Origin of the sequence: Lentzea albida, from assembly GCF_900111005.1 — a bacterium.
GTDB classification, from domain to species: domain Bacteria; phylum Actinomycetota; class Actinomycetes; order Mycobacteriales; family Pseudonocardiaceae; genus Lentzea; species Lentzea albida.
On the sequence record NZ_FOFV01000035.1, the window covers coordinates 23,557 to 47,437 of the forward strand.

Consider the following 23,881-nt stretch of genomic DNA (forward strand, 5'->3'; position numbering starts at 1 on the left):
GTGTGGCACTGTCAGCGGCATGACTCCGGAGGTCGTGCGGTACCGGCAGGCTGATCTGCTGATCGGGCTGTACCGGCGGTTCGGGCCGGTCGTGCGGATGGGGCCGTACACCTACCTGCTCGGGCCCGAGGCGAACCGGTTCCTCTTCGCCCACTCCGAGTTGTTCGAGGTGGAGCGGGCCTTCCAGTCGCTGGTGCCGGTGGACGGGCCCACGTCGTTGATCGTGAGCGACGGTGAGGACCACAGGCGGCGGCGCCGGTTCGTGCAGCCCGCGTTGGCTCATCGGCAGATCGCGGGTTACGTGCCGGTCATGCGGGCCAACGCCGAGGCGGCGGTGGACTCGTGGCGGGCCGGTGAGGTGGTGGACGCCTACCAGGAGTTCCGGCGGGCCATTCGGCGCAGCACGATCCACGCGTTGTTCGGTGAGGAGCTGGCGAAGGAGTCGGAGTTCTTCGGTGCGCACCTGCAGGTGCTGATCAACCTGATCGACCGCAACCCCGCGGTGGTCACGTTGCTCAGGACGTTGAGGGCGCCTGCCTGGCGCAACGCCATGAGGGCGCGCAGGACCGTGGACGCGAAGGTCTACCGGGCGATCGAGGAGACGCGGCAGGGCGGGGAGGCCGGCGCTGTGCTCGCCTCGCTCGTGCACTCGGACGAGCTGAGCGACCTCGAGGTGCGCGACCAGGTCGTCACGCTGATCGCGGCCGGGTACGAGACGACCAGCGGCGCGATGGCGTGGGCGGTGTTCAACCTGTTGCGGCACAACGGGGTCTGGGAGCGGGCGCAGCAGGACGACGGTTACCTGGCCGACGTCGTCAACGAGACGCTGCGGCTCTACCCACCCGCGGTCGTCTCGGCCCGGGTGGCGGCGGAGGAGTTCGAGTTCGCCGGGAAGAAGATCAAGCAGGGCACGTTCCTGCTGTACAGCCCGTACGTCACGCATCGACTGGCCGAGGTGTTCCCGGACCCGCTGAGGTTCGACCCCGACCGGTGGGAGGCGAAGCCGGCGCCGCACGAGTTCCTGCCGTTCGGTGGCGGGCCGCACCGGTGCGTCGGTGCCGGGCTGGCCACGACCGAGTTGACGGTGATGCTGAAGGTGTTGTTGGAGAAGGAGAAACCGGAGCTTCTGCCTCAGCGCCTCACGCCGACCGGGCTCGCCGCCATGCGGCCGAAGAAGGGGCTCAGAATCCGAGCAGCAGGGTGACGGTCGAGGCGGTGCAGGCAATGGCGCGGACGTGGTTCCAGAGCGTCCACCTGCGCAGGTATTCGGACCAGTAGGCGTCGTCGGTCCGTTCGAGGCGGTTGTTCATCGGCACGTTGACGACCATCGTCAGCACGAAGCAGCCCAGGACGTAGAGCAGGCCGCCGGCGATCCTGCCCTGGAAGACCTCGATGGCACACAGGACCGCGGTGCCGAGGAACAGCAGCAGGAACACCGGGTTCTGGATGCGGGCGTTGATCCGGCGCATGGCGGCGCGGGCGTCTGCGGGCGAGAGGTTCGCGAGGCCCGGCATGACGGCGACGGAGAAGGCGAAGAACACACCGGCCATCAGGCCGGTGGCGGTGACTGCGATCAGCGTGAGTGTCCCCATGAGCGACAACTCTGACTTCCTAATGCCGGACTCTCAATGACAATTCATCGCGCGGGCTTGCTCGTTCGTCCAGAATGAGCGGCATGACGGACGCGTTGGGCGAAGCGCTGCACCTGTTGAGGATGTCCGGCACCTTCTACTGCCGCAACGAGCTCACGGCGCCGTGGGGTGCGGTGATGCCCGACATGGGCGACTGCCTGTGGTTCCACGTCCTCACCAGCGGCCGGTGCGACGTCGAGGTCGACGGGCAGGTGCTCTTGCTCGAGCCCGGCGACGTGCTGCTCGTGCCGGGCGGGCAGCAGCACCGGCTGTTCCACGGCGAGGCGGAGTCGCCGGTCGTCACGACGCTGCCGCACGAGTTCGAAACCGACAACTACGCGATCCTGCGGCACGGGGGCGGCGGCGAGGTGACGCACCTCGTGTGCGGCGCGGTCCGCTTCGACCACCCGGCCGCGAAGCACCTCGTGACCATGTTGCCCAACGTGCTGTACGTGCGGCGCGCCGACGACATGCGGGCCACGATCGACCTGATCGCCGCAGAGTCGCGGGCCGTGCGGCCCGGTGGTGAGGCGGTCATCACGAGGCTCGCGGACGTGCTCGTGATCCAGACGATCCGCTCGTGGCTCGCCAACGACCCGGCCGCGCGCACCGGCTGGCTGGGGGCGTTGCAGGACCAGCAGATCGGGCAGGCTCTCGCGCTGATCCACCGGGATCCCGCGCAGCCCTGGACCGTCGAACGCCTCGCGCACCAGGCGGCCATGTCGCGGTCGGCGTTCGCGGCGCGGTTCACCGAACTCGTCGGTGAACCGGCCATGCGGTACGTCACGCGGTGGCGCATGCACGTCGCGATGAACCGCCTCAAAGACCGTGACAGCACAGTCAGCGAGATCGCCCGTGGTCTCGGCTACGAGTCGGAGGCCGCGTTCAGCAGGGCGTTCAAGCGGATCGTCGGGGTGTCGCCCGGTCAGGCGCGGGCGGGCTGAAGCAGGTCCCAGCGGTTGCCGTAGAGGTCCTCGAACACGGCCACGCGGCCGTAGACCTCGTCGCGTGGCTCTTCGCGGAAGTACACGCCGTACGCGGTCATGCGGGCGTGGTCGCGGTCGAAGTCGTCGGTGTTGAGGAAGAACCCGACCCGGCCACCGGTCTGGTCGCCCACTCGTGCCTGCTGCTGACCTGTGTCAGCCTGTGCCAGCAACAGCGACGTCCCCTCCCCCGCCGACACCACGACCCAGCGCTTGTCGCCCTGCGGAAGGTCCTCGACCAGCGTGAACCCGAGTCCCTCCACGTAGAAGCGGATCGCCTCGTCGTAGTCGCGGACCACCAACGTCACCAAACCAATTGATCGCACGGCGATGAGTATCGACGACGAGAGAGGTCCACACGCACATGGCCGACTCACTTGTGCTCCTGCACCCCGGCGGCGCGGACCCCTCGGCGTTCGGACCGCAGTTCGACGCCCTCGCCGATTTCGCCCTGCACGCACCACACCGGACGAACCAGGCCACTCAGGACCACACCGAGATGGCTCACGAGACCGTCGAGTTCCTGGAACGGACCGGACCCGCCCACCTGCTCGGGTGCAGCGACGGCGCCACCGTGGCACTGCTCACCGCCGTGCTGAGACCTGATCTCGTGCAACGGCTTGTGGTCGTGTGCGGCGTCTACCACCACGACGGCTGGGACCCGGCCACGGAACTCACGCCGATGCACCACCGCTCCCCCGCTCTGACCGGGACGGATCTCGGGACGCTCCAGAACCGCACGCTGGTCATGATCGGCGACGACGACGAGGTGACGCTGGAACACGCCACGGCCATGTACCGGGCGCTGCCGAACGCCGAGCTGGCAGTCGTTCCCGGCACGTCACACGGCCTGCTGCACGAGAAACCCGCGCTCTGCAACGCGATCATCGTCGACTTCCTGACCAACGATCCGGTCGAGACATACGCACCGATTCGTCGCCGTATGTGATTGGGTGCGTCCATGGCGGTTACATCGCAGACGCATCGACTGCCCGTGCGCACGCTGGTCGCTTCATCGGCCGGCAATGCAGTCGAGTGGTACGACTGGGGCATCTACACAGCCTTCAGCATCTACTTCGCCACGCAGATCTTCCCGTCCGGCAACGAGACCGCGGCGCTGCTGAGCACGTTCGCGACGTTCGCGCTGGCCTTCTTCTTCCGCCCTCTCGGCGGTTACCTGCTGGGCCGGTTCGCCGACCTCAAGGGCCGCCGCACCGCGATGCTGCTGACGATCGTGCTGATGTCCGGCGGCAGTGTCGTGATCGGCCTGCTGCCGACGTTCGAGCAGGTCGGCTGGCTGTCACCGGCGTTGCTGGTGCTCGCCCGCATCGCGCAGGGCATGGCGCTGGGCGGCGAGGTGTCGAACGCGTCGGCGTACCTCGCGGAGATCGCGCCCGCCTCCCACCGCGGCCGCTACTCGTCGTTCTTCTACATCTCGACGGGCGCGGCGGTGCTGATCGCGTCGCTGCTCGGCTTCTTCCTGTCCCGCAACCTCGACAAGGCCGCGATGGCCTCCTACGGCTGGCGCGTGCCGTTCCTGATCGGCGGTGTGCTCGGCCTGATCGGGCTGTGGCTGCGTCGCGAGCTCAAGGAGACCGAGCAGTTCGAGGAGAACAAGGCCAAGGCCGAGAGCCTGCGGAATCCGCTGCTGATCACGCTGAAGGAACACCCGAAGGCGGTCGGACAGCTGATCGGCATCACGCTGCTCTCGACGCTGAGCTTCTACACGTTCTTCTCCGCGCTGACGCCGTTCGCCGTGAAGAGCAAGGGCGTCAACGACATCGACGTGTTCCTGGCGCTGTCGATCGGCACCGTCGTGTTCATCGCGCTGCAGTACCCGCTGGGGTGGACGGCCGACCGCTACGGCCGCAAACCGCAGATGCTCGTATGGTCGGCGGCGATGGCCTTGCTGGTCGTGCCACTGTCGTCGCTGGTCCAACCCGGTCTCGTGAACCTCGTGATCGTGTTCGCCGTGGGACTGGGGCTGTACACGGCGATGACGTCGATCGCGCCCGCGATCATGAGCGAGCTGTTCCCGACCGAACTGCGCGGGCTCGGCATCGGCGCCTGGTACAACCTGACCGTCGCGGTGTTCGGCGGCACCGCGCCGCTGGTGATCCAGGCCGTGGGCGGCACGGTGTTCTTCTGGTACGTCGCCGTCGCCGCCGTGATCACGTTCCTGGCGGTGCTCACCCTTCCGGAGACAAAGGGTGTTCGGTTGAGCTGAGGCAGAACTCGTTGCCCTCGGGGTCGGCCAGCACGAACCAGATCCCGTCGCGGCTCACCACCGACGCCCCCAGGGCGACGAGCCGGGCCACCTCGGCTTCGACGTCGTCGCACCACAGGTCGACGTGCACGCGGTTCTTGACGGTCTTCGGCTCCGGCACGCGGTTGAAGAAGAACCGCGGCGACCCGTCGAGCAGCACCGACGGGTCGTCCTCCGGGTCGTCGACGCCCATGGCGCTCAACCGCGCCAGCTCGGCGTCGTCGTATGGAGCGATCTCGTGGTCGTCGAGCGCCTGCGCCCAGAACCGGGCTAACGACGCGGGGTGGGCGCAGTCGATGACGACGTCATGCATCCGGGCCATGCACCGACACTAGCGGTGCAGCGGCACCAGATCGTCCGCGTGCACGACCTCACGGCGGTGTTCCAGAGCCAGGTCGTGGGTCTTGCGGCCGATCAGCGACGGCAGCTCGGCCGCGTCGTACCCGACCACGCCACGGGCCACGACCTCGCCCGCGAGGCTGACCAGCTCCACGACGTCGCCCGCCTCGAAGTCGCCGTCCACGCCGGTGATGCCGGCGGCCAGCAGCGAGCGACGCCTGCCCACGACCGCGGCGACCGCGCCGTCGTCGAGGTGCAGCCGGCCGTTGGCGTCGGTGGCGTACCCGAGCCAGAACCGGCGGGCGGTGAGGCGCGACCCGGTTGCGGCGAAGGCGGTGCCGACGTCCGCGGTGCTCAGCGCGCGGCCCGCTTCGGTGGCACTGGTGAGCAGCACCGGGATGCCCGCGGACGACGCCAGCCGTGCCGCGGCGAGCTTCGAGGCCATGCCCCCGGTGCCGAGGCCGGACGCACCCGCGGTTCCGGCCTGCACACCGTCCACATCGGACGCCGAAGCGACCTCGGAGATGCGCACGGCACCCGGCTTGCGCGGGTCGCCCGAGTAGAGCGCGTCCACGTCGGACAGCAGGAACAACGCGTCCGCGCCGATCAGGTGGGCCACCAGAGCGGCGAGGCGGTCGTTGTCGCCGAAGCGGATCTCCTCGGTGGCAACGGTGTCGTTCTCGTTCACGACCGGCACCGCGCCGAGGGCGAGCAGGCGGTCGAACGTGCGCTGGGCGTTGCGGTAGTGCGCGCGGCGCACCACGTCGTCCGCGGTCAGCAGCACTTGGCCGACCGTCAGCGAGTAGCGGCCGAACGAGTTCGCGTAGGCGTGCGCGAGCGTGAGCTGCCCGACGCTCGCCGCGGCCTGCTGGGTGGCGAGGTCGCGCGGGCGGCGGGAGATCTTCAACGGCGCCAGGCCGGCGGCGATCGCTCCCGAGGACACGAGCACGACCTGACTGCCTGCGGCGGCACGCGCGGCGAGGGCGTCGACCAGCGCGTCGAGACGCGCCGGGTCGAGGCCACCTTCCGCTGTGGTCAAAGAGGAAGACCCGACCTTGACCACGATGCGGTGCGCCGAAGCGACCGCCTGCCGAGCCTGTGAGACCACGGGGGCCGTCACGGTTCTACTCCTCGTCGAAGTCGTCGCCGTACTCGCCGGGCGCGCGGCGGGCCTTCTTCAGGGCCTTGCGCTCGTGGGCGCCGATGCGGTCGTTGCGCTCGAGGCGGGCGTCCGTGCCGCGTCCGGTCGGGGACATCGTCATCGCGATGCCGGCCGGCGTGGTCGGTTCCCAGTCGAAGATCAGGTCGCCGATGGTGACCTGGCAACCGGGAACAGCGCCCATCTTCACGAGCTTGTCCTCGACGCCCAGCCTGTTCAGGCGGTCCGCGAGGTAACCGACGGCTTCGTCGTTGGAGAAGTCGGTCTGGCGGATCCAGCGCTCGGGACGTTCGCCCTTCACGATGAAGCCACCCTCGACCGAGGGGTCCTCGGTCACGGTGAAGCCCTGGTCGTCCACGGCGGTCGGCCGCAGCACGATTCGGGTCGACTCCTTCTTCGGCTGGGCCTCGCGGTACTCGCGCACGACCTCGGCCAGCTTGAACGTCAGCTCCCGCAGGCCCTGGCGGGACACCGTCGACACCTCGAAGACCGGCAGGCCGCGGGCCTCGATCTCGGGGCGGACGATGTCGGCGAGGTCCTGGGCGTCCGGGATGTCGACCTTGTTGAGGATCACCACGCGCGGGCGGTCCTCGAAGTTGCCGCCCAGCGCCGGCGTGTACTCGGAGAGTTCCTTCTCCAGCGCGTCGATGTCCGCGATCGGGTCGCGGCCGGGCTCGTACGTCGCGCAGTCGACGACGTGGGCGAGCACGGCGGTGCGCTCGATGTGGCGCAGGAAGTCGAGGCCGAGGCCCTTGCCCTGCGACGCTCCGGGGATCAGGCCGGGAACGTCCGCCATCGTGAAGATGGTCTCGCCCGCGGTGATCACGCCGAGGTTCGGGACCAGCGTCGTGAACGGGTAGTCGGCGATCTTCGGCTTCGCGGCGGAGAGCACGGAGATCAGCGACGACTTGCCGGCCGACGGGAAGCCGAGCAGGCCGACGTCCGCGACGGACTTGAGCTCCAGCACCAGGTCGCGCGTCTCGCCCGGCTCACCGAGCAACGCGAAACCGGGGGCCTTGCGCGCCTTGGACGCGAGCGAGGCGTTGCCCAGACCACCACGGCCACCGGCGGCGGCGATGAGCTGCGTGCCCTCGCCGACGAGGTCCGCGACGATCTCGCCGTCCTCGGTCAGCACGACGGTGCCGTCCGGGACGCGCAGGACCAGGTCCTCGCCGTTGGCTCCGTCGCGGTTCGCACCGGCACCGGCCTTGCCGTTGGTGGCGGAGGCGTGCGGGCGGAAGTGGAAGTCCAGCAGGGTGTGCACCTGCGAGTCGACGACGAGGATGACGTTGCCGCCACTGCCCCCGTTGCCGCCGTCCGGGCCGCCGAGCGGCTTGAACTTCTCGCGGTGCACTGAAGCACACCCGTTGCCCCCGTTGCCGGCGGCAGCGTGGATCACCACCCGGTCTACGAAGCGGGCCACGGAACTACTTCCCTTCAAGCAACTTGCTTGCGAGCAAGCAAGACGGAGACAAAAAACGAGGGGCGGAGCCGGGTGACCGGTTCCGCCCCTCGCAGAGGTCTAACTACGTCGCGGAGACGGTCCTCAGACCGCGACCGGGACGATGTTGACGGTCTTGCGACCGCGCTTCGTACCGAACTCCACCGCACCCGGCAGCAGGGCGAACAGCGTGTCGTCCTTGCCGATGCCGACGCCGACGCCGGGGTGGAACTTGGTGCCGCGCTGGCGGATCAGGATCTCGCCGGCCTTGACGACCTGACCGCCGAACCGCTTCACACCCAGGTACTGGGGGTTGGAGTCACGGCCGTTGCGGGAACTGGATGCACCCTTTTTGTGTGCCATGAGAAGTCAGGTCCTCACTTACCGGTGATGCCGGTGACCTCGACGCGGGTCAGCTTCTGACGGTGACCCTGTCGCTTGTGGTAGCCGGTCTTGTTCTTGAACTTGTGGATGCGAATCTTCGGGCCCTTGGTGTGCTCGACCAGCTTGCCGGTAACCGAGAACTTCGCCAGGGCGTCCGCGTCAGCGGTGACGTCGGTGCCGTCGACCACGAGCAGCGCCTGGAGGGAGATTTCGGTGCCCGGCTCGCCCTCGAGCTTCTCGACCTCGACGATGTCGCCGACAGCGACCTTGTACTGCTTGCCGCCGGTCTTGACGATCGCGTACATCAGGACGGAAGTCTCCTGCTACTCGATGGTGACGGGCCATGCGCCAACCAATCTGGGAACGGTGTTTCCACCACAGGCACCAGAGGAGGCACACGACAGGACCCGTCGGATGGCGGGCCGTCAACAAGGTTACGGGAGTGGGTGCGCCGGGAGCAAACCGGGGGGCCCGGATCGCGTTCCCGCAGGCTATGCCGTCCCTCACAGCCCTTTGCCGCAAAGCAAAACCGGGGCCGCCTGAGCAGGCGACCCCGGTCTCACTTCTCGCGTCAGTCCTCCTGGACCGGCGGTCCCGCGGGCCGCGACACGGCGCGGCGCCTGCGGGTGGTGGTGACCACCGGTGCGGGCATCTGGACCTCGGGCTGCTTGGGCACCTCCACTACGACCGGGGCGGGTGCCTCGGTCGCGGCGGGGGCACCGGCCGCGCGCTTGGCCGCACGACGCCGCGGGCGGGCCGCGGGGGCCTCCACGGCGGCCGCTGGGGCCTCGGCGACGGGTTCGGGTGCGGTGACCGGCGCGGGAGCGGTGACCGGCTCAGCGGCCTCCACGGGCTCCTGCTCGGGCTCGGCGACCGGTGCGGGCAGCTGCGCGCCGATGCGGCCGGTGACAGCGGGCTGCTGAGCGCCGATGCGACCGGTGACGGCAGGCTGCTGCGCGCCGATGCGGCCCGTCACGACGGGCTGCTCGGGGGCGGGCTCCGGCGAGACCGGCTCGACGAGCTCCTCGGCCGTCTCCTCGATCACCACGGGCTCGGGCTCGGCGACGACGACCGGGTCGACCTCGACCGGGGCCGGGTCCTCGGCGACCTCGTGCGGCACGTGGCCGTTGACGGCCTGCTCCTCGACCACGACCGCGTCGACGACGGCCTGCGGCTCCTTGTCGCGCCCACGGCGACGGCGGCGACGACGGCCGTGGCCCTCGTGCTCCTGGTCGGCCGCGACCGCGTCCTCGGAGGTGTCCTCCGGCTCGCCCGGCTCGATGACGACCTCGGGCTCGGCCGGCGCCTCGGGGGCCTCGACCGACGCCTCGACGACCTCGGTGGTCTCGGCAGACTGCTCGCCGCCGCCCTTGTTGCGGCGCGACTTGCGGCCACCGCCCTGCGCCTGCTGCTGCTGGCCGCCGCCGTTGCCACCGCCGTGCGAGTGCACGGGCTCGGTGGACACGACGACGCCGCGGCCGCGGCAGTGCTCGCACGTCTGGCTGAACGCCTCGAGCAGGCCGGTGCCGACCCGCTTGCGCGTCATCTGCACGAGGCCGAGCGAGGTGACCTCGGCGACCTGGTGGCGCGTGCGGTCGCGGCCGAGGCACTCGGTCAGGCGGCGCAGCACCAGGTCCCGGTTCGACTCGAGCACCATGTCGATGAAGTCGATGACGATGATGCCGCCGATGTCGCGCAGCCGGAGCTGGCGGACGATCTCCTCCGCCGACTCCAGGTTGTTGCGGGTGACGGTCTCCTCGAGGTTGCCGCCCGACCCGGTGAACTTGCCGGTGTTGACGTCGATGACCGTCATCGCCTCGGTGCGGTCGATGATCAGGTAGCCGCCCGAGGGCAGCCAGACCTTCCGGTCGAGCGCCTTCATCAGCTGCTCGTCGATGCGGTACTCGACGAACGCGTCGTTGTTGCCGACGTGCTTCTTCAGGCGGTCCTGCAGGTCCGGCGCCACGTGGCGGACGTAGCCGTCGATGACGTCCCACGCCTCGTCGCCCTGGACGACGAGCTGGGCGAAGTCCTCGGTGAACAGGTCGCGGACGACCTTCACCAGCAGGTCCGGCTCCTCGTAGAGCAGCGTCGGCGCCTTGGTGGAGGTGCTCTCGGACTTCTCCTTGATGACCTTCCACTGGGCCTGCAGACGCGTGACGTCGCGGCCGAGCTCCTCCTCGGAGATGCCCTCCGAGGCGGTGCGGATGATCACGCCGGCGTCCTCGGGGACGACGCGCTTGAGGATGTCCTTGAGGCGCTTGCGCTCGTTGTCGGGCAGCTTGCGGCTGATGCCCGTGGCACCGCCGCCCGGCACGTAGACGAGGAAGCGGCCGGGGAGGCTGATCTGCGTGGTGAGGCGCGCGCCCTTGTGGCCGACCGGGTCCTTGGTGACCTGGACGAGCACCGAGTCGCCGCTCGAGAGCGCCTGCTCGATCTTGCGGGACTTGCCCTCGAGACCGGCGGCGTCCCAGTCGACCTCACCGGCGTAGAGCACGGCGTTGCGGCCGCGGCCGATGTCGATGAACGCGGCCTCCATGCTCGGCAGCACGTTCTGCACGCGGCCGAGGTACACGTTGCCCACGATCGAGCCGGTGCCCGACGACGTGACGAAGTGCTCGACCAGCACGCCGTCTTCCAGCACGCCGATCTGGGTCCGGTCACCGCGCTCGCGGACGACCATCGTGCGGGCCACGGCCTCGCGGCGGGCCAGGAACTCGGCCTCGGTGAGCACCGGGGCGCGGCGGCGGCCGGCCTCGCGACCGTCGCGGCGGCGCTGGCGCTTGGCCTCCAGGCGCGTGGAGCCGCGGATGCTGCGCACCTCGCTCTGCGCGGCCTCGGAGTCGGCCTTGTCGTCGCGCGCGTCGCGGGACTCGCGGACGTGCACGACCGTGTTCGGCGGGTCGTCCTCGGACGTCACCTCGTCGTCGGCGCCCGTCTTGCGACGGCGACGGCGGCGGCGACGGCGGGTCGAGCTCTCCTCGCCGTCGTCCTCGGCCTCGGCGGCGTCGTCGGACTCGGTGCTCTCGGAGGACTCCTCGGCCTGGGCCTCGTCGGTCTCCTCGCCGGTCTCGGCGTCGGTGCCCTTGCCGCGGCCGCGGCCACGACGGCCCCGGCGGCGGCGACGGCGGCTGTCGCCCTCGTCGTCACCGTCGACGTCGGCGTCCGCGTCCTGCTCGGCCTCGGCGGCGTCGAGCTCGTCCGCGGCGATCTCACCGACGGACTTCTCCTCGGCGACCGGCTCCTCCTCGACCACGAACGGCGAGACGGGCGCCTTCGGGCGCTCGACCGGCGTCGGCGGCAGGAAGACCGCGCTCGGCGCGGCGAAGACCGGCGCGAGCGCCGGTGCCTCGAACGCCGGGATCGCGGGGGCCTCGTAGTCCTCGGTGACCTCACCGGTGACCACGTCGTCCCACTCGACCAGCGTCTCGGCGACCTTCAGCGCCACGTCGCGGCTCACGCTCGACTGCGCGCTGCGGGCGACCTCACCGAGGTCGGCCAGCGCCGTCATCACGTCCTTGCTGCTGACGGACAGCAGCTTCGCCAGTGCGTGGACCCGCAGCTTGTCCGGCAGGTCCGCCAGTTCAGGGCGCGCGGCAACGACACCCTGCCCGCCGGTCCCACCGGCAGGCTGTTCCTTGTTCGACATGCAGCTCCTCCACCCCCGGGCGCGTCCCGTGAGGACGCGGCCGCGCAGGGGCCTCTCTTTTGTCTCTCCACCGCTGCTCGCGGCGGGAATCCTTGCCTCGCGCGCAGTGGCGTGGCGCCTCACCGGGCGCACGCTTGCGCAGGTCCCACGACGACGCCGCTGTCAGCGCCGCTCCTCCTGTTTGCCTCGCGGACGTGACGTCCCGTCGCTCGTCAGGACTCCTTGTCCTGCTGGAGCGGGTCCACCAGTCCGCCATCGCCGTCGAGCCTTCCCTGCGCCATCCGGGTTGCTCTCGCAGGTACCGGCGGCACGAGATCGGCCACGACGCGAAGCGCATTCAGCACGTCGTCGGGTCGGACGGTAGGCGTTACCTGCCGCACGACCGTCATGAGTATCCCACACGGTTGTGACAAAGCGGTGTCATCGTGTCGGGCGTCGCTCGAACGGGGTTCGACCAGCGCCGACACGACGGCGGGCCGCACGTCCAGCATCTTCGTGCCGTTCTTGGTGAGGCGTTCGACCTCGACGGACTCGGCGGCGAGGAAGACCTCCACCGCCTTCGCGAGCTCGGCGGGCTCCACCCCGTCGAGCTCGATCCGCCACTCGCTCGCGTCGATGCGCTCGGTGAGGTTGCCCCCGCGCGCCTGGACGATGTCGACGACGTCGATGCCGGGCGGCAACGCCTCGTCGAGCGCGGCCCTGAGCGCCACCGGGTCCACCTGCTCGACCACGGACACCTCGACGTACTCCGCCTCGCTGGCGACGCCGGTCGGCGCGGCGCCGACCCACGACACCTTCGGGTGAGGGCTGAACCCCTGGGAGTAGGCCATGGGTACGCCTGCCCGGCGCAGCGCGCGTTCGAACGTGCGAGCGATGTCGCGGTGCGAAGTGAATCGCAGCCTCCCCCGCTTGGTGTAGCGCAGGCGCAGTTTCTGCACCGCGGCGGCGGAGGGGTTGTTGGGCAGGTTGCGGCTCAGTGGTGCTCCCGAGTGGTGTTCCGACGGGTGAGCGGTCCCATCGGCGCAGGCTGTTCGTCCATGAGGACGGTACCGTGAACCTGATTCAGAACGTTCAGCTTGTCTAGATCGTTGCGCGTGGCTACGGTCCGGCTGACTGGACGCCCTGCCTACCTGGAGGTCCCTGGTGCCTCTGCTCCACCGCGCTCGAGCGGCGGCGATGACCGCACTGCTCGCGGCCGGGTGCTTGGCGGCGTCCCTGCCCGCAGCCGCGCAGCCGTGGGTCTCCCCGGTGACCCCGGAGTGCATCCAGCCCGGTCCGCTGCTGCGCTACCTGGTGGTGTTCTCGCAGCTCACGACCCCTGCGATGGCGGACGCGGAGATCACAGAGGCCTGCGGCACGACGACGGTCTACTACCCCGAGATCTCGGTCGCCGTGGCGACCTCGCCGGACCCGTCGTTCCTCAAGCTGATCGGCCCGCAGCGCGCGTACAGCGCCCAGGCCGAGAGCGTGAAGCGCTCCCCGAAGCGCAAGAAGGACGACACGGAACTGCTCCGCCCGTCCGGCGTGCGTTCCGGCGAGCAGTGGGACATGGATCTCATCAAGGCCCCCGCCGCCCACGAGGTCACGACGGGGTCCAAGTCCGTCGTCGTGGGCGTGCTGGACTCGGGCGTCGACGCCCGCCACCCGGACCTGGCGGACGCGCTGGCCCCGGAACTCTCCGCCGGTTGCCTGACCGGCAAGCCCGACACGACGCCGTCCGCGTGGGCCCCGACGACCTCGCCCCACGGCACGCACGTCGCCGGCACCATCGCCGCGGCGGACGACGGCCGCGGTGTCGTGGGCGTCGCGCCCGGCGTGCGCATCGCGTCCGTGAAGGTCGTCGACGACGAGGGCTTCATCTACCCCGAGTACGCGGTGTGCGGCTTCATGTGGGCCGCCGCGCAGGGCATGACGATCACCAACAACAGCTACTTCATCGACCCGTACCTCTTCACCTGCCAGAGCGAGCCGGGCCAGCGCGTCATCTACGAGGCCGTACGCCGCGCCGTCGACTACGCCACCTCGCAGAACGTCCTGACGGTCGCCGCCGCCGGCAACGCCGCCGCGGACCTGTCCCGTCCCGGCCGCGACTCGATGTCGCCGACCAACGGCGACGCGCAGACCAGGCCGGTCGACTCGACGTGCGTGGTGCTGCCGGCGCAGCTCAAGAACGTGGTCGGCGTGTCGGCGGTGGAGTCGACCAAGACCAAGGCGGGGTACAGCTCGTACGGGCTGGGCGCGATCGACGTGACGGCTCCCGGTGGTGACGTGCGCTCGCCCAACGGATGTGTGTTGTCGACCGTGCCTTCCGGCTACGACTACTCGTGTGGCACGTCGATGGCGGCACCGCACGCGGCCGGGGTGGCGGCTTTGATCGCGTCCACGCACCCCGAGGCGGATGCGGTGTCGTTGGGGCGGATGTTGAACGTCCAGGCCGAGACGCTGGCTTGCCCGGCGGACTACGACTTGAACGGGACCGGGGTGCAGGACGCCTTTTGCACCGGGTACTCGGAGTACAACTCGTTCTACGGGCACGGGCTGGTGGACGCTTTGGCCGCGGTGACGAAGTAGCCGCTCTGGGTTCTGGGCTGTGCGGGGCTCTGACGGTGGGGTGCGCGCGCGTCGAGCGCGAGTGGTGGTGTGCGCGCGTTGGGTGACAGTGCTTGACGCCTAGCGTCCGTGAGCGACGTTGTGTGGGCGGCGCGCCCGCCCAGAGGACATGCCCACGCCGTGTGGCCGACAACGCGAAACAGGGCCCGCTTGCGCAGGCCCTGTCCCTCGGCTGGTGTCCCCTACCCGCGCCTCACGGCGTGAGGGCCGGGTTCTTCACCGGTGAGCCGACGCCGACCGGTGAGATCGGCAGCAGCTTGCGGCCCGTCGGGCCGACCTCGATGTCCGTGCCCATGGCCGGGCAGACGCCGCAGTCGAAGCACGGGGTCCAGCGGCAGTCGTCCTGCTCGCGCTCGTCGAGGGCGTCCTGCCAGTCGGCCCAGAGCCATTCCTTGTCGAGGCCCGAGTCGAGGTGGTCCCAGGGCAGGACCTCCAGCTCCTCGCGCTCGCGGGTCGTGTACCAGGCGAGGTCGACGCCGAGCGGTTCGAGCTGCTCCGCGGCCTTGGCGGTCCAGCGGTCGTAGCTGAAGTGCTCGCTCCAGCCGTCGAACCGGCCGCCGTCGCGCCACACGGCCTCGATGACCTTGCCGATGCGGCGGTCACCTCGGCTGAGCAGGCCTTCGATGAGGCTCGGCTTGCCGTCGTGGTAGCGCATGCCGATGTTGCGGCCGAGGCTGCGGTCGGCGTTGACGGCCTCGCGCAACTTCCTCAGCCTGTCGTCGACCGTGTCCGGGTCGCACTGCGGGGCCCACTGGAACGGCGTGTGCGGCTTGGGCACGAAGCCGCCGATCGAGATGGTGCAGCGGACGTCGTTGCGGCCGCTGGCCTGGCGGCCGGCTCGGATGACGTTCTTCGCCATCTCCGCGATCTGCAGGACGTCCTCGTCCTCCTCGGTCGGGAGGCCGCACATGAAGTAGAGCTTCACCTGCCGCCAGCCGTTGGAGAACGCGGCCGACACCGTCCTGATGAGGTCCTCTTCGGACACCATCTTGTTGATGACGCGGCGCATCCGCTCGCTGCCGCCCTCGGGCGCGAAGGTGAGGCCCGAGCGGCGCCCGTTGCGGGAGAGCTCGTTCGCGAGGTCGATGTTGAACGCGTCCACGCGGGTGCTCGGCAGGCTCAGGCCCGTGTTCGTGCCCTCGTAGCGGTCGGCGAGGCCCTTGGTGATCTCGGCGATCTCGCTGTGGTCGGCGCTCGACAACGAAAGCAGGCCGACCTCTTCGAAGCCCGTGGCCTCCAGACCCTTCTGGACCATGGCGCCGATGCCCTCGATGGACCGCTCGCGCACCGGGCGGGTGATCATGCCCGCCTGGCAGAAGCGGCAGCCTCGGGTGCAGCCGCGGAAGATCTCGACGCTCATCCGCTCGTGCACGCTCTCGGCGAGCGGCACCAGCGGCTGCTTCGGGTACGGCCACGCGTCCAGGTCCATCGTGGTGCGCTTGAAGACGCGGTACGGGACCCGGTCGCGGTTCGGCACGACGCGCTGGATGCGGCCGTCGGGCAGGTACTCCACGTCGTAGAAGCGCGGGACGTACACGCCGCCGGTCTCGGCGAGGCGCGTCAGCACCTCGTCGCGGCCGCCGGGGCAGCCCTCGGCCTTCCACGTCTTCACAATCTCGGTGATCTCGAGGACGGCCTCTTCGCCGTCGCCGAGCACCGCCGCGTCCACGAAGTCCGCGATCGGTTCCGGGTTGAACGCCGCGTGCCCTCCGGCGACCACGATCGGGTCTGCCTCGGTGCGGTCGGCGGCGTGCAGCGGGATGCCGGCGAGGTCCAGCGCCGTCAGCATGTTCGTGTAGCCCAGCTCCGTCGCGAAGCTGATGCCCATCAGGTCGAACGCCTTCAGCGGGCGGTGCCCGTCGACCGTGAACTGCGGGACGTCGTGCTCGCGCATGAGCTTCTCGAGGTCCGGCCACACGGCGTACGTGCGCTCGGCGAGCACGTCCGGCAGCTCGTTGAGGATCTCGTAGAGGATCATGACGCCCTGGTTGGGCAGGCCGACCTCGTACGCGTCGGGGTACATCAAAGCCCAGCGCACGGACGCCGCGTCCCAGTCCTTGACGGTCGCGTTGAGCTCCCCGCCGACGTACTGCACCGGCTTGGAGATCCGCGGCAGCAGAGGCTCCAACCTGGGGAAAACAGACTCGACACTCACACGACCAGAGTAACGGCCCCGTGGCGGCGGGGCCGAACGCGGTCAGTCCAGCAACAACTTGCCCAGCCGGCGCGCCGCCACGACCGTCCCGAAGGCCGCCAGGACGGCGAAGTACGCGAGGTGGCCGAGCATGCCCCAGCCGACCACGCCCAGCGTGAGGCCGCGCATGAGCTCGATGGCGTGGTAGAGCGGCGTCCACGTCACGACGGTCTGCAGCCAGCCCGGGTAGACCGACAGCGGGTAGAACGTCGTCGAGAACAGGAACAGCGGCAGCACCGCCAGTTGCACCAGGTCGAAGTCCTGCCACGAGCGCATGAACGTCGTCGCCGCCATGCCCACCGCCGCGAACGCGAACGCCACCAGCAGCGCCGCGGGCAGGGCCAGCAACGCCCACGGCGAGGCGATGAGCCCCATCGCGAGCATCACGCCGAGGAACCCAGCTGAGTACAGGCCGCCGCGCAGCAACGCCCACGAGATCTCGCCGATCGCGATGTCCATCGGCCCCATCGGCGTCGTGAGCATCGCGTCGTAGAGCTTCGCGTACTTGAACTTGAAGAACACGTTGAACGTCGCGTCGTACACGGCACCGTTCATCGCGCTCGCCGCCAGCAGCGCGGGCGCCACGAACGCCGCGTAGCTGATCGGCCGCCCGTCCGGCCCGGCTACCGCCGTCACCATCTGCCCGAACCCGAGCCCCAGCGACCACAGGAACAGCATCGGCTCGAACGCCCCGCCGACCAGCACGAACCACGCCCGCCTGTTCACTACCGCGGACCGTTCGACGAGCATGCTCGCCCTGCGCCCGTAGAGCCCCGGCGGGATCACGCGCCACAGCAGCCCCACGCTCGCGGGCTTGGCCTGGTCGGCTCGGTCGAGGGTCTGCGTCATACCGCCAGCCTCCGGTGGAAGAACTTCACGCCGAGCGCGACGCCGACAGCGACCAACGCGCCGAGGTACGCGGTGTGCCCCAACGCCGGTAAGAGGTCCAACGTGCCGAACGTGGCACCGCGTGCGAGCTCGATGCCGTGCCACGCCGGCGTCAGCCACACGAGCGGCAGCAACCAGTCCGGCAGCTGGCTGACCGGGAAGAACGCGCCGGTGAACAACGTCATCGGCATCAGCACGAACCGGAAGATGTTGTTGAACGCCTCGGGTTTCTCCAGCGTCGCGCTGTAGGCCACCAGGGGCGCGCTGAACGCCAGCCCCGCGAGCGTCGCGACCGGGATCGCCAGCAGGATGCCGGGCCCGGCCGCCGCACCGAGGGCGGCGGCGATGCCGACGAACACGACCGACCGCAGCAACAACTGCGACCCGATCCACATCACCTGCGAGTAGAGCACCTGCGCCGGCGTGATCGGGGTGGCCACCATGGCGATGAACGACTTCTGCCACATGAACTGCGACATGACCGGGAACGTCGACTCGAACGTCGCCCCCTGCACCGCCGTGACCACGACCAGCGCGGGCGCGAGGTACTGCAGGTACGGCACGCCGCCGATCAACGCCGTCGACTGCACCTGCGACCCGAACCCCAGTCCGAGCGCCAGCAGGAACAGCACCGGCGTCAAGAAGCTCGACACCGCCGTGGCCCGCCAGTTGCGCCGGTACCACGTCCAGGTCTTCTCGAACCCGAACCAGGAAGCCCTCAACGTCTCCATCAGTCCACCAGCGTCCGGCCGGTGAGCCTCAGGAACACGTCCTCCAGCGAACTGCGCCGCACCAGGCTCTGCACCGGCTGCACCCCGTGGGCGTGCACCTCGCTCAGCGCGTGCTCACCGTCCTGCGTGTAAAGCAGCAACCTGTCCGGCAAGACCTCGACCCGTTCGGCGAACCGCGCGAGGTCGGGCTTCTCGGCCCCGGGCTGGAACCGCAGCTCCAGCACCTCGCGGGTCGAGTACCGGTTGATCAGCTCGCTGGGCGACCCCTCGGCCGCGATCCGCCCGCCGTCCATGACCACGAGCCGGTCGCAGAGCTGCTCCGCCTCGTCCATGTAGTGCGTCGTGATGATGAGCGTGACACCGTCCTGCTTGAGCCGGAACAGCCTGTCCCACAACAGATGTCGCGCCTGCGGGTCGAGCCCCGTCGTCGGCTCGTCGAGCAGCAGCAGCTCCGGGTCGTTGACGAGCGACCGCGCGATCGTGAGCCGCCGCTTCATCCCGCCGCTGAGCGGCTCGACCTCGTGGTCGGCCCGGTCCGAGAGCTGCGCGAACTCCAGCAACTCCTCGGCCTTCGCGCGACACTTCGCCCGCGACATCCCGAAGTACCGCCCGTAGATCTGCAGGTTCTGCCGGACCGTCAACTCGGTGTCGAGGTTGTCGAGCTGCGGCACCACCCCGAGCCGCGCGCGGATCTGCGGCCCCTGCGTGGCCGGGTCCATGCCGAGGACCTTCAGATCCCCGCCCGTGCGCCCGGACACGCACGAGATCATCCGCATGGTCGACGACTTCCCGGCCCCGTTGGGCCCGAGGAACCCGAACGCCTCCCCCCGCCGCACCTCGACGTCGATGCCGCGCACGGCCTCGAACGATCCGAAGTGCTTGGTGAGGGCCTTGGCCTCAACGAGGTTGTCCACCCACCCGACGTTAACGAAGGGGTCTGACAATTCTCGACGCAATTACGATCAGCGCATGTCGAGGACGCTGCACTGGCTCTCGGAAGCCGACGACCACCTCCGCGCCGAGATCCACGAGGTGGTGCACGACGTGGTGGCGGCAGGCGGCGCGGTCGGCTACCACTCGCCGCCCTCCTTCGAGCGCATCTCCTCGTGGCTGGACACCGTGCTGAAGCTGGTGAGGGACGGCGACGCGGCCTTCGCGGTGGCGCGCGTGGACGGCGTGGTGCGGGCCGTGGGGCTGTGGCGGCGCGGCTCGACCGCCGTCTTCCAACACCGTGCGGAGATCCAGCAGATCATGGCGCACCCTTCGTCGCGCGGGCTGGGGCTCGGGCGGCTGGTGGTGGAGGGGCTGGTGGAGAACGCGCGTGCGGCCGGTCTCGAGATCCTTTCGCTTGGCGTGCGCGGGAACAACCACGGGGCGATCGAACTGTATGAGGCTCTCGGGTTCCGGGAGTGCGGGCGGATGCCCAATGCGATCGCAGTGGGGGGTGAGCGGTGGGATGACGTGTGGATGTACCTGCCGCTCGGATATCCGGAGGGGACGGTTTTGAACGGGGCCGCGGCGGGTGGGTTGGGGAGCAGCCCGCGGCGGGCGGGCTGAGCGCGCGAGGCTGGGTGGGGCTTGGGTGGGGCCGGGGCTGGCTGGGCCGGGATGCGGGACGCGCCGAAGCGGTGGTGGTGGAGCGGGCTGAGGCGGGCTGTGTCGCGCCGGGCAGGCCAGGGCCGGGCGGAGCCGGGCTGGGCGGAGCCGGGCTGGGCGGGGCGAAGCCGGAGGCGAGCAGTCAGAGCATGCGCTCGTGGCCAGCGCCTGATCAGCCGCGACGCCGCAGGCGAGCCGTCTCTACCAAGATGCCCGGGTGGGGTGGCTTCGTCACGAGTCGTGCCACTGCACTTGCTGCATGCCAGTAGGGGTGTCAACTCGACACGCTCTTCGTCGAGTTGACACCCCTACTGGCATGTGGCCCGCTCTGGTACGACTCGTGACGAAGCCACCCCACGAAAACGCAACCCACCAACGCAACGCGCAGCCGCCCAAAGCACCAGGCGTGCCATCAACCCGCGAGCGGCGCCGGCCCGGCTTTTGATCAGATTGGCGGGGTCTGGGGCGGAGCCCCAGGAATCAGCCGCCAGATCCCAAAGCAACCCGACCACCTACGGACAACAACCGCGCAGCGCGCCAACGAAACAGGGGGACGACCCGCGGAAGCTGCGCGCCCCCACAAGCCGTCCCCCCGAAAACCCAGAACCCTCAGAGGTTCGGGAACCAGATCTTGATCTCGCGCTCCGCCGACTCGGCCGAGTCCGACCCGTGGACCAGGTTGTACTGGACCTCGGTGCCGAAGTCGCCGCGGATCGTGCCGGGCGTGGCCTTCTCGACGGGGTCGGTGCCGCCGGCGAGCTGGCGGAAGGCCGGGATGGCCCGGACGCCCTCGACGACCAGCGCGACCAGCGGGCCGCCGGTGATGAAGTCGACCAGGTCGCCGTAGAACGGCTTGCCGTCGTGCTCCGCGTAGTGCTGCTCGGCGGTGGCGCGGTCGGCGGTGCGCAGCTCGAGGGCGGCGAGCTTCAGGCCCTTGCGCTCGATGCGGGCGATCACCTCGCCAACGAGACCACGGGCGACGCCATCGGGCTTAACGAGAACCAGGGTGCGCTCGGACACGACGGTGTGACTCCTCGAAAACAGGTACGGGATGTGCGGACAAGGGTAACCGCGCACGTCCGGACCACTGTGACCCGGGATACGCCAACGCAGCTGCATCGGTGGCCGATGCGACATAGTGCTGCGCGTGAGTGCAAAGCACACGGGTTCCGCGCTGACCGGCGCCGCCGTCCTCTTCGTCCTCCTGCGCCTCCTCGCCGTCTCCCACTACGACTGGCACACGGCGTTCGCGCTCCTGCACACGCTCGAGCTGGACGACGCGCCCGGCCTGTTCCTCGGCACGTTCATGGCCGACGACCGCATCAGCACGGTGCTGCTGATGATCGTCACGCCCGCGACGTTCTTCTTCTACCTGCGCACGCGCAAGGATCCCGAGCGGGCGAACACGACGGCGTTGCTCACGTTGATCGTGCTCATCGCGTTGATGGTGTCGCACACGCTGACGTACCACCGGTGGTGGCTGGCGGCCGGGGCCGTGGTGATCGGGGCGGCGATGGTGCTGGCCATCCGGAACGCGCGGTGGTTGCTTAAGTGGTTCGCGTGGCTGCTGGCCGGGTCCGCGCTCGCGGTGGCCGCCGTCGTCAGCACGCCGTGGATGCCGAAGGAACGGATCAACGACGACCGCGAGGTCTACGTGTTCGAGACGAGCCCGGGCTTCCTGAAAGTGCTCGGCGCGCACGACCGGAAGTTCGCCATCCTGCGGACCGACGAGGTGCGCAAGCGCGAAGAACTCGCCGACCACTGAAAAGCCCATAGAAGTCGAATAAATACTTTTCGAAAATGTTGCCACGCGATCTGGAATCATTCACTCGATCGTGTAGTTACCCGCACGCTTTTGCGATACCGACAGGTAAGAAGTAACGGCGTCGGTCACTCCTTCGATGAGCCAGAAGTGCCCGATTGGGCGGTTATTCGACACGATTCCGCTCGGTTAGATCGAATTGACTCGGAGTGACCTCTGTTACGCGACCATCGAGCCGCATTCGACGCCCTCGAATGTGCCTTGACGCAATCCCACGACCGCCGTGTCACGGGGGTGTTGCGTGTCTCCGGCAATGCCGGTGGGGTGTTCCACCTGCACGAAGGCGTGGTGGTCGCCGTGGAGAGCGCCGGTTCCCCGGGAGTGGAGACGCTGCTGGTGAGCTCGGGCGTGATCAGCGCGCAGGAGTGGTACGCGGCGCTCGTGGAGAGCGTCGCCGCCGGGTCTCTCCGGGACGCGCTCGTCGCGCGCGGGTCCGTCGGGCCCGCCGAGGTGGAGGCGGTCGCCCTGGCCGCCCTGCACGACGGAGCGTTCGCCACCGCCGCCGGTGACGTGGAGGAATGCGTCATCGACACCGAATCCACCGACGTGCCGTTGCTGCCCGCGAACGGCATCGCGCCGGCTCTCCTGCTCGAGAAGGTGGCAGGGCTGCTCGACGCGCTGACGGTCCCGTTCTCCCCCTACCGGGACCGGCTGGTGCCGGGCAGGAGGACACCGTCGTCCGAGGAACGACGGGAGATCGTCGCGCACGCCACGGGAAGGCGCAGTGCGCGGGACATCGCCTTCGCGACCGGCAGGAGCCTCCACCCGGTCACCGCCGAGATCTCCCGAATGCTCGGTGAAGAACTGCTGGACATCGCCCCGCCGGCGACGGCCTTCAGTTTTTCGCACTGGGGTCTGCCCTCCCTGCGCCCTCGGGCTCCGGGGCCGGGCAGCGGAAAGGAACTGGATTGGACTACGACGCCCTGGCCGCCGAACTGCGGAAAGTCAGAGAGAACGTCGCCGGAGTGACGGACACGGTGATCGCCGCGTCCGACGGGATCCCGATTCTCACCGACGTCGCGAAGAACGTCGAACCCTCGCACATCTCGGCGCTCGCGGCCGCCGATCTCGGCATCGCGCGCCAGGCGGCCGAGGTGGTCGGTCTGGGCGCGCTCCGCCAGACCGTGGTGTTCGGCAGCGAAGGCTACATGGCCGTGTACTCCATCAGCCGGACCGCGCTGATGGTCGTGCTCGGCGACAAGGGCCTGAACCTCGGGCGCCTCCTGCACGAGACGCGACCGGCGATCGAACGGATCGGTTCGATCATGACCCCCTGACGCACCATCCACCGAAAAAATGGTCGTAGCACATGTCCGCATTCGGTTCATTGCTCTCATCGATGTGGAGACGTGTCCGCACGCGATCGGGGAGCGAGCCGGCCACGTTGCCTCGATCACCAGTTGACACAGAAAAGTGGAGTTTGATGAACATCGACACCGCACTAAAAGAGGCCATGTCCATCTCCGGCGCCGTCGGCGTCGCGCTGGTCGACTACGACAGCGGGATGTCGCTCGGCACGAGCGGCGGCGGCGACTGGCTGAACCTGGAGATCGCGGCCGCCGGCAACACCGAGGTCGTCCGGTCGAAACTCCGGGTGATCCAGACACTGGGTCTCAGCGACACCATCGAGGACATCCTGATCACCCTGCACCGCCAGTACCACCTCATCCGGTTGATGGGCGGCGTGAAGGCCAGGGGCTCGCTGTTCCTCTACCTGGTCCTGGAGAGGGACGTCTCGAACCTCGCCCTGGCGCGGCACCAGCTCAAGCGCATCGAGACCGAGCTGCAGATCTGATCGAACGGGCGGAGGGCGCACGGCTCGTGCGCCCTCCCCTCGCCTAGTTGTGATGTCCGGGGACGTTGTTCCGGTTTGGGCGGGTGACGGCCTGTCGTGAAGACAGGTGAAGGCCTCTGGATGTGAAGTGGAGTTGTCTAGGAACCGCTTCACCACCCGGAGGCCTTCGTGTCCCACCCTAACGCGGCGCTGACGCCGCGTGCCCGGCTGCGCCTGGCGCGTCTGGTCGTCGAGCAGAACTGGCGTCCCGCCGAGGCCGCGAGAATGTTCATGACCTCGGTCAGAACAGCACGTAAATGGGCTGAGCGCTACCGGCTCGAGGGCGAAGCCGGGATGGCCGACCGCAGCTCGCGGCCGCACCACAGCCCGGCCAAGACGCCCGATCCCCTGGTG

General features: G+C 69.4%; 25 protein-coding genes. 11 read left to right on the forward strand and 14 right to left on the reverse strand.

The window, feature by feature from the left end:
• The first annotated feature begins 19 nt into the window (after positions 1-19).
• Positions 20-1,204, forward strand: coding sequence for a cytochrome P450 (locus tag BMY74_RS43430; RefSeq protein WP_089928195.1), 1,185 nt, complete (start codon positions 20-22; stop codon positions 1,202-1,204).
• On the opposite strand, the gene BMY74_RS43435 is transcribed toward BMY74_RS43430, so the two are convergent.
• The gene (locus tag BMY74_RS43435; protein WP_089928199.1) at positions 1,182-1,592 is read right to left on the reverse strand and encodes an anthrone oxygenase family protein; all 411 of its coding nucleotides are present in this window, start codon (positions 1,590-1,592) and stop codon (positions 1,182-1,184) included. The genes BMY74_RS43430 and BMY74_RS43435 overlap by 23 nt on opposite strands.
• Positions 1,593-1,675: 83 nt before the next feature.
• Between BMY74_RS43435 and BMY74_RS43440 the strand changes: the two genes are divergently transcribed.
• Complete coding sequence (locus tag BMY74_RS43440) at positions 1,676-2,575, forward strand: AraC family transcriptional regulator (protein WP_218159963.1); 900 nt, start codon at positions 1,676-1,678, stop codon at positions 2,573-2,575.
• On the opposite strand, the gene BMY74_RS43445 is transcribed toward BMY74_RS43440, so the two are convergent.
• On the reverse strand, positions 2,557-2,940 hold the full coding sequence (locus BMY74_RS43445; RefSeq protein ID WP_089928204.1) for a VOC family protein: 384 nt from the start codon (positions 2,938-2,940) through the stop codon (positions 2,557-2,559). The genes BMY74_RS43440 and BMY74_RS43445 overlap by 19 nt on opposite strands.
• Before the next feature lie 38 nt (positions 2,941-2,978).
• Here BMY74_RS43445 and BMY74_RS43450 point away from each other — a divergent pair, with 38 nt between their 5' ends.
• Positions 2,979-3,563, forward strand: coding sequence for an alpha/beta fold hydrolase (locus tag BMY74_RS43450; protein ID WP_089928208.1), 585 nt, complete (start codon positions 2,979-2,981; stop codon positions 3,561-3,563).
• 12 nt (positions 3,564-3,575) lie between these two features.
• Positions 3,576-4,841, forward strand: a complete 1,266-nt coding sequence (locus BMY74_RS43455; RefSeq protein ID WP_089928272.1) for an MFS transporter — start codon at positions 3,576-3,578, stop codon at positions 4,839-4,841.
• Here BMY74_RS43455 and BMY74_RS43460 read toward each other — a convergent pair.
• The 7 genes from BMY74_RS43460 to BMY74_RS43490 form a co-directional block, all read right to left on the reverse strand.
• A complete protein-coding gene (locus BMY74_RS43460) occupies positions 4,804-5,202 on the reverse strand; it encodes a VOC family protein (protein WP_089928211.1) in 399 nt (132 codons plus the stop codon). The two genes, BMY74_RS43455 and BMY74_RS43460, sit on opposite strands and share 38 nt — an antisense overlap.
• A gap of 9 nt (positions 5,203-5,211) precedes the next feature.
• Entirely contained in the window at positions 5,212-6,339 is a 1,128-nt protein-coding gene (gene proB, locus BMY74_RS43465; RefSeq protein ID WP_089928214.1) for a glutamate 5-kinase, read from the reverse strand.
• A gap of 4 nt (positions 6,340-6,343) precedes the next feature.
• Positions 6,344-7,801, reverse strand: a complete 1,458-nt coding sequence (obgE, locus tag BMY74_RS43470; protein WP_089928217.1) for a GTPase ObgE — start codon at positions 7,799-7,801, stop codon at positions 6,344-6,346.
• 123 nt (positions 7,802-7,924) lie between these two features.
• Positions 7,925-8,182, reverse strand: coding sequence for a 50S ribosomal protein L27 (gene rpmA / locus BMY74_RS43475; RefSeq protein WP_053735607.1), 258 nt, complete (start codon positions 8,180-8,182; stop codon positions 7,925-7,927).
• Between the two features lie 14 nt (positions 8,183-8,196).
• Positions 8,197-8,508: a 50S ribosomal protein L21 gene (gene rplU / locus BMY74_RS43480; RefSeq protein WP_065913850.1), complete on the reverse strand. Its 312-nt coding sequence runs from the start codon at positions 8,506-8,508 to the stop codon at positions 8,197-8,199.
• Between the two features lie 266 nt (positions 8,509-8,774).
• A complete protein-coding gene (locus BMY74_RS43485) occupies positions 8,775-11,852 on the reverse strand; it encodes a translation initiation factor IF-2 N-terminal domain-containing protein (protein WP_089928220.1) in 3,078 nt (1,025 codons plus the stop codon).
• 212 nt (positions 11,853-12,064) lie between these two features.
• Positions 12,065-12,790 carry a TIGR03936 family radical SAM-associated protein gene (locus BMY74_RS43490; protein ID WP_089928223.1) on the reverse strand — a complete coding sequence of 242 codons (726 nt, stop codon included), beginning with the start codon at positions 12,788-12,790 and terminating at the stop codon, positions 12,065-12,067.
• 205 nt (positions 12,791-12,995) lie between these two features.
• Here BMY74_RS43490 and BMY74_RS43495 point away from each other — a divergent pair, with 205 nt between their 5' ends.
• Positions 12,996-14,423, forward strand: coding sequence for a S8 family peptidase (locus tag BMY74_RS43495; protein WP_245786729.1), 1,428 nt, complete (start codon positions 12,996-12,998; stop codon positions 14,421-14,423).
• A 232-nt stretch (positions 14,424-14,655) separates the two neighbouring features.
• On the opposite strand, the gene BMY74_RS43500 is transcribed toward BMY74_RS43495, so the two are convergent.
• From BMY74_RS43500 to BMY74_RS43515, 4 genes are read right to left on the reverse strand one after another with little or no spacing between them, the layout of a single operon-like run.
• On the reverse strand, positions 14,656-16,617 hold the full coding sequence (locus tag BMY74_RS43500) for a TIGR03960 family B12-binding radical SAM protein (protein WP_089928230.1): 1,962 nt from the start codon (positions 16,615-16,617) through the stop codon (positions 14,656-14,658).
• Positions 16,618-16,659: 42 nt separating this feature from the next.
• Positions 16,660-17,505, reverse strand: a complete 846-nt coding sequence (locus BMY74_RS43505) for an ABC transporter permease (RefSeq protein ID WP_089928233.1) — start codon at positions 17,503-17,505, stop codon at positions 16,660-16,662.
• Entirely contained in the window at positions 17,502-18,275 is a 774-nt protein-coding gene (locus BMY74_RS43510) for an ABC transporter permease (protein ID WP_089928236.1), read from the reverse strand. The genes BMY74_RS43505 and BMY74_RS43510 overlap by 4 nt, the downstream gene beginning before the upstream one ends.
• Positions 18,275-19,189 (reverse strand): ABC transporter ATP-binding protein, encoded by a 915-nt coding sequence (locus BMY74_RS43515; protein WP_245786730.1) that lies wholly within the window; start codon positions 19,187-19,189, stop codon positions 18,275-18,277. Before BMY74_RS43515 ends, BMY74_RS43510 begins: the two co-directional genes overlap by 1 nt.
• Positions 19,190-19,244: 55 nt before the next feature.
• On the opposite strand from BMY74_RS43515, the gene BMY74_RS43520 reads away from it, so the two are divergent.
• Positions 19,245-19,832, forward strand: a complete 588-nt coding sequence (locus tag BMY74_RS43520; RefSeq protein ID WP_089928245.1) for a GNAT family N-acetyltransferase — start codon at positions 19,245-19,247, stop codon at positions 19,830-19,832.
• 648 nt (positions 19,833-20,480) lie between these two features.
• Here BMY74_RS43520 and ndk read toward each other — a convergent pair.
• A complete protein-coding gene (gene ndk, locus BMY74_RS43525; RefSeq protein ID WP_089928249.1) occupies positions 20,481-20,891 on the reverse strand; it encodes a nucleoside-diphosphate kinase in 411 nt (136 codons plus the stop codon).
• 127 nt (positions 20,892-21,018) lie between these two features.
• On the opposite strand from ndk, the gene BMY74_RS43530 reads away from it, so the two are divergent.
• From BMY74_RS43530 to BMY74_RS43550, 5 genes are all read left to right on the forward strand, one after another.
• A complete protein-coding gene (locus BMY74_RS43530) occupies positions 21,019-21,636 on the forward strand; it encodes a hypothetical protein (protein ID WP_245786731.1) in 618 nt (205 codons plus the stop codon).
• Between the two features lie 291 nt (positions 21,637-21,927).
• Entirely contained in the window at positions 21,928-22,662 is a 735-nt protein-coding gene (locus BMY74_RS43535) for a hypothetical protein (RefSeq protein WP_089928257.1), read from the forward strand.
• The gene (locus BMY74_RS43540; protein WP_245786732.1) at positions 22,659-22,970 is read left to right on the forward strand and encodes a roadblock/LC7 domain-containing protein; all 312 of its coding nucleotides are present in this window, start codon (positions 22,659-22,661) and stop codon (positions 22,968-22,970) included. The genes BMY74_RS43535 and BMY74_RS43540 overlap by 4 nt, the downstream gene beginning before the upstream one ends.
• Before the next feature lie 146 nt (positions 22,971-23,116).
• Complete coding sequence (locus BMY74_RS43545; protein WP_177230226.1) at positions 23,117-23,488, forward strand: hypothetical protein; 372 nt, start codon at positions 23,117-23,119, stop codon at positions 23,486-23,488.
• 168 nt (positions 23,489-23,656) lie between these two features.
• Positions 23,657-23,881 (forward strand): leucine zipper domain-containing protein (locus BMY74_RS43550; protein ID WP_143091974.1); only part of this gene is annotated, 225 nt, incomplete at its 3' end.